Source organism: Thermomonospora echinospora (genome assembly GCF_900108175.1).
Classification (GTDB): domain Bacteria; phylum Actinomycetota; class Actinomycetes; order Streptosporangiales; family Streptosporangiaceae; genus Thermomonospora; species Thermomonospora echinospora.
Window position 1 is genome coordinate 1 of sequence record NZ_FNVO01000003.1, and the last position, 13,100, is coordinate 13,100.

Annotated in this window: 4 protein-coding genes; 2 read left to right on the top strand and 2 right to left on the bottom strand. The window is 73.0% G+C overall.

Going from position 1 to position 13,100, the window contains the following annotated elements; genetic code table 11:
- Together C4U03_RS07640 and C4U03_RS07645 are read right to left on the bottom strand one after the other, a co-directional pair.
- A partial coding sequence (locus tag C4U03_RS07640; RefSeq protein WP_103937420.1) for a non-ribosomal peptide synthetase occupies positions 1-8,756 on the bottom strand: 8,756 nt, incomplete at its 3' end.
- A 414-nt stretch (positions 8,757-9,170) separates the two neighbouring features.
- Positions 9,171-10,667 carry an amino acid adenylation domain-containing protein gene (locus C4U03_RS07645; RefSeq protein WP_103936992.1) on the bottom strand — a complete coding sequence of 499 codons (1,497 nt, stop codon included), beginning with the start codon at positions 10,665-10,667 and terminating at the stop codon, positions 9,171-9,173.
- Positions 10,668-11,019: 352 nt separating this feature from the next.
- On the opposite strand from C4U03_RS07645, the gene sbnA reads away from it, so the two are divergent.
- Together sbnA and sbnB are read left to right on the top strand one after the other, a co-directional pair.
- Entirely contained in the window at positions 11,020-12,009 is a 990-nt protein-coding gene (gene sbnA, locus C4U03_RS07650) for a 2,3-diaminopropionate biosynthesis protein SbnA (protein WP_103936993.1), read from the top strand.
- Positions 12,010-12,058: 49 nt separating this feature from the next.
- Positions 12,059-13,084 (top strand): 2,3-diaminopropionate biosynthesis protein SbnB, encoded by a 1,026-nt coding sequence (gene sbnB, locus C4U03_RS07655; protein WP_103936994.1) that lies wholly within the window; start codon positions 12,059-12,061, stop codon positions 13,082-13,084.
- Positions 13,085-13,100 lie beyond the last annotated feature (16 nt).

Below are 13,100 nucleotides of genomic sequence, written 5' to 3' on the forward strand. Positions count from 1 at the left end.
TACATGTTCACCAACACCGGCGCATCATCGCCATGCCGGGAGTACCAATCCTCCAACCGGCCCAGTTCCAGCGCCTCACCACCGAAAACGACGTAACGCAGCGCCAGGTCACTTCCTGGGTTTTCTCGGTCGGCGGCCATCAACTGGTAGAACGCCGACGGCGTCTGGTTGAGGACCGTCACCCGCTCAGCGGCCAGCAGCTCCAGGAAATTTTCCGGAGAACGCGACGTCAGGAACGGCACCACCACCAGACGGCCGCCATACAACAGCGACCCCCACAACTCCCACACCGAAAAATCGAACGCATACGAGTGGAACAACGTCCACACATCATCCGACCCGAAACCAAACCACCGCTCAGTGGACTTCAGCAGCCGCACCACATTCTGATGCGGCACCACCACACCCTTAGGCCGACCCGTCGAACCCGACGTGTAAATCACATACGCCGGATGCTCCGCAAGCAGCCCCACCCCGCCCAGGTTCTCGTCCGGGCGACCGGTGACGTCATCCTCATCGAGCAGCACCCTGGGCAGGTTCTCAGGCAGCACCGCCGCCGCCTCGCTCGTGGTGACCGCCAGGACCGGACCGGAGTCCTGAAGCATGTAGGCGATCCGGTCCGCCGGATAATCCGGATCCACCGGCACATACGCCGCGCCCGCCTTCAACACCGCGAGCACACCCACGACCAAGTCGATCGAACGCGGCAACGCCAAAGCCACAAACCGCTCCGGCCCCGCCCCACGCTCCACCAGCAACCGCGCCAGCCGATTCGCCGCAGCGTTCAACTCCCCATACGTGACGCTCACACCCTCGAACGTCACCGCCACCGCATCGGGAGTACGCGACACTTGGGCTTCGAACAACGCCGGAATCGTCGCCCGCTCCACCGCGGCACCGGAACCACCGGCCCATTCGGTGAGGATCGTGCGCCGCTCCGCCTCGTCCAGCAGGTCCACCGACCCGATCGGCACGTCCGGGTCGGCCAGCAGCGCCGTCAGGAACCGTTCGAACCGGGTGACCAAGTCCTCGGCGGTCGCTGGGTCGAACCGGTCGAGGGCGTACTCCAGCTCGCCGTCCAGCCCGTCGGCCGTCTCGGTGAGCACCATCAGCAGGTCGAACCGGGCGGTGCCGGCGTGCAGCGGTTCGGGTTCGGCGGTGAAGCCGGGCAGCTCCAGCCGGGCCTCGGGGTTGTTCTGGAAGGTCAGGCCCACTTGGAACAGGGGGTGGCGGCCCAGGTGGCGGGGTGGGTTGAGCACCTCCACCAGCCGCTCGAACGGCACGTCCTGATGCGCGTACGCCGCCAGATCCGTCTCCCGCACCCGCGACACCAGCTCACGGAAACTCGGATCACCCGAGGTATCGGTCCGGAAGACCAGCATGTTGACGAACATACCGACCAGATCGTCCAACGCCTCATCGGTACGCCCCGCGATCGGCGACCCGATCGGCACGTCCGTCCCGGCACCCAGCCTGGTCAGCAGCGCTGCGAACGCGGCCTGCGCCACCATGAACGGGCTGCCGCCGGTCTGCCTGGCCAGCTCCAGCAGGCCGCGGTGCAGCTCGGCGGGCAGCCGGAACCTCGCGGTGCCGCCCCGGTAGGTGGCCTCGGCCGGACGCGGCCGGTCGGCGGGCAACGCGATCTCCTCCGGCAGCCCCGCCAACACCTCCCGCCAGAACCCAATCTGACGACTGACCAGCGACTGCGGATCACCCTCCGAACCGAGCAGTTCCTGCTGCCACAACGTGTAGTCGGCGTACTGCACCGGCAGGGGGGTCCAGCCGGGGGCCCGTCCCTCGGCGCGCGCCGCGTACGCGGTGATCAGGTCGCGGGCCAGCGGGGCCATCGACCAGCCGTCGGCGGCGATGTGGTGCATGAGCAGCAGCACCACGTGCCGGTCCGGCGCGAGGGTGAACAGGTGGGCGCGCAGCGGCGGTTCGGCGGAGATGTCGAAGGCGTGGCCCGCCGCCGACGCCAGCCGCATCGGCAGCTCGGCCTCGGTGGTCTCGGTGATCGTCAGGTCGGGCCCGGCCGCCGCCGGGTCCAGCACGAGCTGGCGCGGGACGCCGCCGCCGTCGGGCAGCACGGTGCGCAGCGACTCGTGCCGTTCCACCAGGTCGCCGAGGGCGGCCCGCAGCGCGGCGGGGTCGATCCGGCCGGTGATCCGCAGCGCCACCGGCAGGTTGTAGGTGGCCGACGGCCCCTCGAACCGGTTGAGGAACCACAGCCGCTGCTGGGCGTACGAGGGCGGCACGATCGGCGGCCGCTCGGCCGGGACCAGCGGCGGCCGGGCCGGGCCGGTGTCCTCGCCCAGCAGGTCGGCGAGCCCGGCGACGGTCGGGGCCGTGAACACCGAGCGGATCGGCAGCTCCACGCCCAGCGTGGTCCGTACCCGGCTGACCACGCGCATGGCCAGCAGCGAGTCGCCGCCGAGGGCGAAGAAGTCGTCGTCCACGCCGACGCGCTCGGCGCCCAGCAGGTCGGCGAAGATCCCGCACAGGATCTCCTCGCGGGGCGTGCGCGGGGCCCGGTGCTCCTTGTCCGTCACGACGAGCTCCGGCTTGGGCAGCGCCTTGGTGTCGACCTTGCCGTTGGGGGTCAGCGGCAGCTCGTCCAGCACCACCAGCGCCGCCGGGACCATCGTCTCCGGCAGGTGCTCGCGGACGAACGCGCGCAGTTCCTCGGCGTCCACCTCGGCGCCCGGTGCGGGCACCACGTAGGCGACCAGTTTCTTGACCGGGGCCGCCGGAGGCCGGGCGGCCGGGCTCGGCCGGGCGGCCGACTCCCGGAACGCGGCGCGCAGCGGCGCGGCGTCGTCTCCGGTGAGGTCGAGGTCGGCGACCTTGCGGTCCGGGTCGGCCACCACGGCCTCGACGAGGGCGAGCAGCCGGCCGGCGAGCCGGTCGACGGTGACCCGGTCGAACACGTCGGTGCGGTAGCCCAGCCGCAGGTGCAGCCGTTCGCCGGGCACCACATCCAGCGTGAGCGGATAGTGGGTGGCGTCCAGCAGGTCCGCCCCGGTCAGCCGGACACCGCCGATCGAGGCGCCCAGCAGGGACGCGTCCAGCGGGTAGTTCTCGAACACCGTCATGGTGTCGAACAGCGCGCCCGTCCCGGCCAGCCGGTGGATCTCGCCCAGCCCGAGGTGGTGGTGGGGCAGCAGCTCGGACTGCTCGCGCTGCAGGCGGGTCAGGAACGCCGCCACCGTCTCGTCGGCGTCCAGCCGCACCCGGACCGGCAGCGTGTTGATGAACAGGCCGACCATCCGCTCGACGCCGGGCAGCTCGGGCGGCCGCCCGGAGACCGTGGCGCCGAACACCACGTCGTCGCGGTCCAGCAGGCGGGCCAGCAGCAGGCCCCACACGCCCTGCATGAGGGTGTTGGGGGTCAGGCCCAGGGTGCGGGCCCGGGCCGGCAGCCGGTCCGGCAGCCCGGCGGGCAGCTCGATCTTGAGCTTCTCCGGCGGGGCGGGGGCGCGGTCGGCGGCGGCGGGCGCGACCAGCGTGCCGGTGGTGCCCTCCAGCGACGTACGCCAGGCGGTCTCGGCGGCGTCGGGACGCTGCGCGGCCAGCCAGGCCAGATAGTCCTTGTAGGCGGGGACGCGCGGCGGCTCCTGCCCGGTGTAGAGGGTGAGCAGCTCACCGGCCAGCGCCGGCATCGACCAGCCGTCCAGCACGATGTGGTGGAAGGTCAGCAGCAGCCGGTGGCGTCCGGCGCCCAGCGCGATCAGCGCGAACCGCAGGAACGGCGGGCGGGCCAGGTCGAACGGGCGGGCCCGTTCCTCGGCCATGAACCGCCGGACGGCGTCCTCGCCCCTGCCCGCCAGGTCGATCTCCCGCCAGGACGGCTCCCGCCCGGCCCGCAGAACAAGCTGGACGGGGGTGCCGTCGGCGCTCTGCACGAACGCGGTGCGCAGCGCGGGATGCCGGCCGGGCAGGGCCCGGGCGGCGGCGCGCAGCGCGGGCACGTCCAGGTCGCCGTCGAGGTCGAGGACGAGCTGACCGGTGTAGACGTCGGTGGCCTCCTGGCCGGCCGCGGCGGCCTCGGCGGCCAGCAGAGCGTGGAAGAACAGGCCCTGCTGCAGGGGTGCCGGCGGCCAGACGTCCGCCAGCTCCGGGTGCTCGCGCTCCAGCCGTTCGATCTCCGCCTGGTCCAGCGTGACCAGCGGGAAGTCCGACGGGGTGTGGCCGCCCGCGCCGGCGGCCCGGGCGTGCGCGGCGATGCCCCGCAGGGCCTCGAACCACGCCTGCGCCAGCTCCCGCACGTCGGCCTCGTTCAGCAGGCCGCCCGGCCAGGTCCAGGTGGCCGTCAGGCGAACGCCGTCACCGGTGTCGCGGGCGACGGCGTCCACGGCCAGGACGTGCGCCAGCGGCATGGCCTCGTCGGCGCCGCCGTCCAGCGCGCCGGCCTCGTCGGCCACGCCCCAGTCCCCGGCGGGCGCCTCGACCCGGCCCAGGTAGTTGAAGACAAGCTGCGGTGCGGGCAGCGCGGCCAGCACCGGGGCGGTCTCGTCGTTGAGGTGGCGCAGCAGGCCGAAGCCGAGGCCGTCGCCCGGCACGGCGCGCAGCTGCTCCTTGACCCGCTTGACGGCGGTCCCGACGGCCGGTCCGCCGGCGCGCACGGCGGCCCAGTCGGCGGCGCCGGGGTCCAGCCGCACCGGATGCTTGGCGGTGAACCAGCCGACGGTGCGGGACAGGTCGATGCCGGGCCGCAGCTCCTCGCGGCCATGTCCCTCCAGGTCGACCAGCACGGAGGCGGCGTCCCGGCCCCGGCGGCGGCGCCACTCGGCGACCGCCAGGGAGAACCCGGCCAGCAGCACGTCGTTGACCCGGCCGTGGAAGGCGACCGGCGCCTCGCCCAGCAGCCGGGCGGTGACGTCGGCGTCCAGCTCCAGTTCGAGGCGGGCGGCACCGCCCCGGGTGTCGGTTGCGGGGTCGAGCGGGCGGCCGGCCAGCGGCGCATCGCCGTCCCCCAGGATCGCGACCCACCGGTCGAGCTCGGCGACGCGCTCGGGGCGGTGCGCCTCGTCGCTCAGCAGCTCCGCCCACCGGCGCAGGGAGGTACCCACCGGGTCGAGTCCGGCCGGGCGGCCCCCGGCGACGGCGGCCCAGGCGGTGACCAGGTCGGGCAGCAGGATCCGCCAGGACACCCCGTCCACGACCAGGTGGTGCAGGCACAGCAGCAGGCGGCCGGGCGTGGCGGGCCCGGCGTCGAGCCAGACCAGCTGCGCCATGATCCCGGCGGCCGGATCGAGCCGCCGCCGGGCCGCCTCCAGCTCGGCAGCAACAGCGTCCGCCATCGCCTTCCCCTCAGGCCCGTCGGGTCCCTCGGAGACCGCGACGCGCAGCACGCAGGCGGCGGCGTCCACCGAGCCCGGCGGGGTGATCTCCAGACCGCCGCCGGGCAGCTCCCGCATCCGCAGCGCGTCGTGGTGGTCCAGGACGGCCTGCAGCGCGGCGGCCAGATGACCGGTGTCCAGCCCGGCGGGGGCGCGCAGCACCACGCTCTGGCTGAAGCCCCGGGTGGGGCCGCCCAGCTCCCGCAGCCAGCGCACGATCGGGGTGGCCGGGACCGGGCCGACGCCCGAGTCCGGCGCACCGCCCGCCGGGCCGGCGTCGGGCTCGGCGCGGACCACGGCGGCCAGCTCCTCCACGGTCGGGTGCTGGAACACGTCGCGCGGCGAGATCACCAGCCCGGCCGCGCGGGCCCGCGACACCAGCCGCATCGCGATGATGGAGTCGCCGCCCAGGTCGAAGAAGCCGTCGTCCAGCCCGACCCGTTCGACGCCGAGGATCTCGGCGAACAGCCCGCACAGCGTCTCCTCGTGCGGGGTGCGCGGCGCGCGGTGGGCACGTTCGCCCGTCCGGGCGAGGAAGTCGGGGGCGGGCAGGGCCTGCTGGTCGAGCTTGCCGTTGGCGGTCAGTGGGAGGGTGTCCATCACCACGACCGCGGCGGGCACCATGAATTCCGGCAGCGACCGCGCCACATGGGCGCGCAGTTCCCCCGGGTCGGCGGCGGCGCCCTCGGCGGGCACCACGTAGCCGACCAGCAGCTTGCCGCCGGGTCCGTCCCGGCGGGCGACCACGGCGGCGTGCGCCACCGCCGGGTGGGCGGCCAGCACCGTCTCGATCTCGCCGAGCTCGATCCGGAAGCCGCGGATCTTCACCTGGTGGTCGGCCCGGTCCAGGTACTCCAGCGTCCCGTCGTCGTTCCAGCGGGCCAGGTCGCCGGTGCGGTACATCCGCTCCCCGGGCGCCCCGAACGGGCAGGCCACGAATGAGGTGGCGGTCGGCACCGGCAGGTCGAGGTAGCCGCGGGCCAAGCCCGTCCCGGCCAAGTACAGCTCGCCGGGGACGCCCGGCGGCACCGGGCGCAGCGCGGCGTCCAGCACGTACGCGCGGGTGTCGGCCAGCGGCCGGCCGATCGGGACGGACGTCTCGCGCTCGCCCAGCCGGCCGCGGACCGGCAGGGCGGTGGCGTAGGTGGTGGCCTCAGTTGGCCCGTAGACGTTGACGACCTCGGTGTCCGGGCAGGCGGCCAGCACCCGCCGCATCGCCGACGCCGAAGCGGCCTCGCCGCCGGTGTGTACCACCCGCAGCGCCGCGAACGCCTCCGGGCTCTCGGCCGCCACCAGGTTGAACAGCGAGGTGGTGGCGAACATGCGGGTCACGCTCTCGTCGGCGACGACCCGCCGCAGCGCGTCGGCGTCCAGCGCGCCCGGCTCGGCGACCACAGCGGTGGCGCCGTTCAGCAGCGGCGCCCACATCTCCATGGTGGACGCGTCGAAGGCATGTGCCGAGTGCACCAGCACCCGCTCGGCCGGCGCCACGGCGACCAGCGGGTCAGCAGCGAAGTCGGCAACGTCGCGGTGGCTGATCGCCACGCACTTGGGATGGCCGGTCGAGCCGGAGGTGAAGATGCCGTAGGCGAGCTGGCCGGGGTGGACGGGGACGCCGGGGTCGGTGGCGGGCTGGGCGGCCAACAGCGGATCGGCGTCCACCACCAGCGACGGGACGCCCAGGCCTGTGGCCCGGCCCGCCATCGCCCGGTCGCAGACCAGCACCGGCGAACCGGTGTCGGCCAGCAGCCAGGCCACCCGCTCGGCCGGGTAGCCGTGGTGGACCGGCACGTAGTAGCCGCCGGCCTTGAGGATCGCCAGCGACGCGACGATCACCTCCGGCGAGCGCTCCAGCAGTGTCGCCACCGGGGTCTGCGGTCCGACGCCCATGCCGATCAGCCGGTGCGCCAGCCGGTTGGCCCGCTCGTCCAGCTCCCGGTAGGTCAGGCGGACGCCGCCGGCGCGGACCGCCACCGCGTCCGGGGTGGCGGCGACCTGCCGGGCGAACCGCCCGACGACGGTCCTGGCGTCGGTCCCGGTGTCGGCCGTCCGGCCGGTCGCGGTGTCGTTCCAGTGGCGCAGCACCGTGTCGCGCTCGGTATCGTCGAGGATCTCGATCGACCCGAGGGCGGTGCCGGGGCCGGCCTCGGCCAGCCGCCGGACGAAGCGCATGTAGCGCTCGTGGTGGGCGTCGATCTCCTGTCGGGTGTACAGGTCCGGGTGCCCGTCGACGTCGATGCGGGTGCCCCGGCCGTCCAGGCCGTCGTGGATGTTGAACGCGATGTCCTCGGTCAGCCCGAGCGTCAGCGGGTGCGCGGTGGCACGGGCGCCGGCGAAGTCCATGGTGTAGTCGAACGGCATGATGTTGACGACCGCGCTGTACAGGCGGCGGTTCTCCCCCAGCAGCCCGAGGTCGCGCATCAGGTCCTCGCGGCGGTAGCGCTGGTGCCGCAGCGCCCGCGCGGTGGCCCGGGAGACGGCGCGGGTCAGCTCCTCCACCGTCATGGAGGGACGCACCGACACCCGCAGCGGCACGATGTTCGACAGCATCGTGGGGGTCTCGCGGGCCAGCGGGGTGGTGCGGCCGGTCACCGCCAGGCCCAGCACGACGTCGGTGGCGCCGGTCATGCGGGACAGGTAGGCGGCGGTGGCGGCGATCGCCAGCCCGGAGGTGGCGGTGCGCAGGCCCCGCGCCGCCTCGCCCAGCCGGCGGCTCTCGTCGGGGCCGAGCGTGGTGGTGGCACGGACGAAGTCCATGGTGGGCGGGACGGTCCGCCCGGGGAAGCGGGTCAGGCTGACGACCTCGGGCAGGTCGGCGAACCGCTCGGTCCAGTAGGCGCGGTCCCGCTCGTACCACTCGGAGGCGCGGTACTCCTCCTCCTCGGCCAGCAGCGCCCGGTAGGAGCCCACCGAGCGGGGCCGGTAGCCGTGCCCCTCGGCCAGCGCGGTGTAGATCTCGGCGACCCGGGCGGCGACCAGGGCCCCGCCGAAGCCGTCCACGCAGATGTGGTGCGCCCGCAGGTACCACAGGTGCCGGTCGGCGGCCAGCCGAATGATGACCAGCCGGTAGAGCCGCTCCCCGCGCAGGTCCATCGGGGCGGCCATGTCGGCCCGCATCCACTCCCGCGCCGCCGCCATCGGGTCCGGCTCGGCGCTGAAATCGACGGTCGGGATGGTGGCCTCGACGCGCTCGGGCACCAGCTGGTACGGAATTCCGTCACGCTCGGCCAGCCGGATGTGCAGGCCGGGAATCTCATCGGCCGCGATGCGGGCCAGCTCGTCGAACAGCGCCGGGTCCAGCGCCCCCTCGATGTCGAGGTACTGGGCGATGCAGATCGGCACCTGCGGAACGAGTTGCTGCGCGTACCAGACACTGCGCTGCGCGGCGGAAAGGGGGAGAAACTCCGGTGTCGACATCAACAAGCACTTTTCCGGTGAGAGGGCTTTCGGTTACGCGAAGATGAAAGTCAGGACCATCGGGCCGGACCCGTCCCCTTTCCCCGTGTGCCACCCGGCGCCGCAGGCACTGCGAGCCGACGATCCCACCCCGCGCCCGGGTGGCCTCCCCCACCGCAGAGCACCCCGCCTCTACTCAGGAGTAGCGACCCAACAGTCAACCAGTGCGTCACAAGCCCCCGCAATCCCCTCACCATGCGAACCTGTCCCCGGGAAACACTCACAACCGTGACAAAAAATCGGCGCCCGCGGCGGCCCGGCCGGGCGCCCGGCGCCGGCATTGACCGATGTCGGGCAACCGCGGAAGATCACCATCTCGGCCCCGCGCGGGCGGTTTGCGGCCGGCGCAGCCGACTACACACCGTGAGGAACGATTCACCCCTGTGGCGTGAACTCGTGCACCACCACGGCCACCGCGCCCACCGCCGGGTGGCGCTGCAGCACCGCCTCGATCTCGCCGAGTTCCATCCGCACCCCGGAGATCTTGACCTGGCGGTCCACCCGTCCCAGGTACTGCAGAGTCCCGGTGGGCAGCAGCTTCACCGCGTCCCCGGTCTTGTAGAGCCGACCGCCCGGGACGCCGCCGATGGGGTCGCGGAAGAAGGCGTCCCTGGTGCGGTCGTGATCGCCCAGGTAGCCGCGGCCGACGCAGATCCCGCCGACGAACAGCTCGCCGACCTCGCCCATCTCGCAGGCCGCCCAGGTGCCGTCGTCCTCACGGCGCAGCACGTACAGGTCCGCGTTGACGATGGGGGTGCCGATCGGCAGCCGCAGCAGGTCCAGGTCGGCGCGGGTGATCGTGTGGTGGGTGACGTCGTCGGAGCACTCGGTGGGCCCGTAGGCGTTCAGCAGCCGGGCGTGCGGCACGGCCTCCAGCCAGCGCCGGGCCAGCTCGGTGGGCAGTTCCTCGCCCGTGGCGATCATCCACCGCAGCCCGCCCAGCGACCCCTCGGGCGCGCCGGCCAGGTCGTCCAGCAGATGCCTGACCATGGTCGGCACCAGCTCAACGATGGTGATCGCCCGCTCGTCCACCACGCGGGCCAGCGCCACCGGGTCGTGGCCCACCTCGTCGCCGATCACCTCGACCCGGCCGCCCAGCAGCAGCGGGCACAGCATCTGCCAGACCGAGATGTCGAAGCCCAGCGGGGCGGTCTGGGCCAGCACGTCGGCGGCGGTCATCTCCAGGTCGACGATCTTGGCCCACAGGTGGTTGAGCATGCCGCGGTGCTCGACCACCGCACCCTTGGGCCGGCCAGTGGAACCCGAGGTGAACAGCACGTAGCGGGGCTGGTCGAGGGAGTGCAGGCGGGGCGCGCCGGTCCACGGCTCGCAGCCGGCCGCCTCGGCCGCCCGCAGCACCGGGCAGCCGGCCGCCGCGGCGCCCTCCAGCAGCGCCGGGGACCGCTCGTCGGCGCCGGTGTCCAGCAGCGCCAACGCCCCCGCCTGGACCAGCACGTCGCGGACCCGGGCGGCCGGCCAGCCGGCGTCGGCGGGCACGTACAGCGCCCCGAGCAGCTCGATCGCCAGGAACGCCGCCACCACCGTGGCGCACCGCCGCCCGCCCACGCCGACCACGTCGCCGGGGCCGACCCCGGCGCGCTCCAGCAGCGCGGCCAGCCGGCGGGCCTCGGCGGCCAGCTCCCCGTAGGTCAGGGCGCGCCACTCGTCGGCCACCGCCACCGGGTCCGGCCCGGCGGCCAGCCGCTCCACCCGGGTGATCACCGGGTCGGCCAGGTCCACCTCCAGGGTGCGCGTCATGGCCTGCCGCACCGCCAGCTCCCGGGCCCGTCCGGGCTGGTCCGGGCGCATCGGCAGCTCGGCCAGCCCGGCCACGGGCAGCAGCCGGCCGGCGGCCGTTCCAGGGCGCTCCATGGTCACTCTCCGTCAACTAGAAATGCTCCGCCGTCACCGCCGGAACGGTCCGGCGACGACGCACGTCGTAGCTTATGACCGGGCGCGCACCAAATCATCATTTTCTGTACGATTAGTAGCAAGCGGGGCTTGCGGGGGGACATGCCCACGGGTACGGTGAGGCTCCGCCGAGCTTGATCAGCAACATGGTGAGTTCGGGGGATGAGGGGGCCCGGAGACGATCATCCGATCGGGTGGAAGCGTCACCGAGAGAATTCCGAAAAGACTCTTCGAAATCTCTGACCCGGCGATCCGAAAAACATTCCACGACTTTCTCCGTTCCGGACCCTGGATTTCGTACGAGGTTCACAGCGTGCCCATCATCTGCTCGCCGCAGGACTTCAACGTCGAGGACCTTTACGTCGATCTGCGGCCGGTCCTCGGCCACCCGCTGTTCCTGAAGTGCGAGGGGTTCAACTTCGCCGGCTCGGTGAAGCTCAAGGCGGCCGGCGAGATGGTCGCCGCGGCCGAGCGCGACGGACTGCTGACGCCCGGCTCGGTGATCGTGGAGTCCTCCTCCGGCAACCTGGGCATCGCGCTGAGCATCATCGCCGCCAGCAGGGGCTACCGCTTCCTGTGCGTCACCGACCCCCGCTGCAACCCCGCCTCGATGCGGGTGATGCGGGCGCTGGGCGCCGAGGTGCGGGTGGTCTCTCGGCAGGACGCCAACGGCGGCTATCTGGAGAGCCGGATCCGCTACGTGCGCGACCTGTGCGCCGCCGACGGCCGCTACGTGTGGCTGAACCAGTACGCCAACCGCAACAACTGGATGGCGCATTACCGGGGCACCGCCCCGGCCATCGACCGGCAGTTCCCCGACCTGGAGGTCCTGTTCGTCGGGGCCGGCACCACCGGCACGCTGATGGGCTGCGCCCGCTACTTCCGGGAACTGCGCCGCCCGGTCACCATCGTGGCGGTCGACGCGGTCGGCTCGGTCACCTTCGGCGGCGTCCCCGAGCGGCGGCTGGTGCCGGGGCTGGGCACCAGCGCCCGCCCCGCGCTGGTGGACGAGTCCTACATCGACGACGTGGTGCACGTGCCCGAGGCCGACACCATCCGCACCGTCCACCGACTGGCCGCCAAGGGGTTCCTGTTCGGCGGGTCCACCGGCACCGTGGTCAGCGGCGCCGCCCGCTGGCTGGCGGCCAAGTACCCCGGCGAGCAGCCGGTCGCCGTGGCCATCGCTCCCGACCTGGGCGAACGCTATCTCGACTCGATCTACGAGGAGCACTGGGTGCGCGAGCACTTCGGCGACCTGGCCGACGGGCTCGCGCTGCCCGGCGCCGATATCCTCGGCGACTGATCAACTGATCACTCGTCCCACCCCCGACCGGTCTACGGAGCCGTCCCAGATGAGCCAGTCCCCCAGCTTCGCCGTGATCTCCGGCGCCCAGGTGCATCGGGCCGTCAGCGGCCGCGAGGAGCAGATCACCCGTATCGTCGAGGCCGCCTACCGGCTGCACGGCGAGGGGCGCACGGTCAACCCCGACTCCTACTTCCTGCGCTTCCCGGACCGGCCGTCCTCGCGGATCATCGCGCTGCCCGCCTCGGTGGGCGGCGAGGTGGACGTGCACGGTATCAAGTGGATCTCCAGCTTCCCGGAGAACGTGGCGGCCGGGATCCCCCGCGCCTCGGCGGTACTGATCCTCAACGACACCGCGACCGGCTACCCGTTCGCCTGCCTGGAGAGCTCCATCATCAGCGCCGCGCGCACCGCCGCGTCCGCCGCGCTGGCGGCCGTCGAGCTGAGCGCGCGGCGGGGCGTGCGGCCCACCCGGGTCGGGTTCTTCGGCGTCGGGCTCATCGCCCGCTACCTGCACACCTACCTGGCCGGGAACGGGCTGGAGTTCGAGTCCCTGGGCGTGCACGACCTGTCGGCCGAGCACGCCGAGGGCTTCAAGGGCTACCTGGAGCGCACCGAGCGCGGGCAGATCACCGTCCACGACAAGCCGGAGGACCTGATCCGCTCGTCGGACCTGGTGGTCTTCGCCACCGTCGCCGGCGAGCCGCACGTGCTGGACCCGGCCTGGTTCGCGCACAACCCGCTGGTGCTGCACGTCTCGCTGCGCGACCTGTCGCCGGAGATCATCCTGTCGTCGTACAACGTCGTCGACGACGTCGAGCACTGCCTGAAGGCCAACACCTCCCCGCACCTGGCCGAGCAGCGGGTCGGCCACCGCGACTTCGTGGCCGGCACCCTCTACGACGTGCTGACCGACAAGATCACCCCGCCTGCCGACCAGCCGGTGATCTTCTCTCCGTTCGGGCTGGGGGTGCTGGACCTGGCCGTGGCGCGCCACGTCTACGACCAGGTCCAGGCGAACGGCGACCTGCAGACCGTCCCGGAGTTCTTTCACGAAATGAAGCGCTACGGCTGATCCCGGCCGCCCGCGG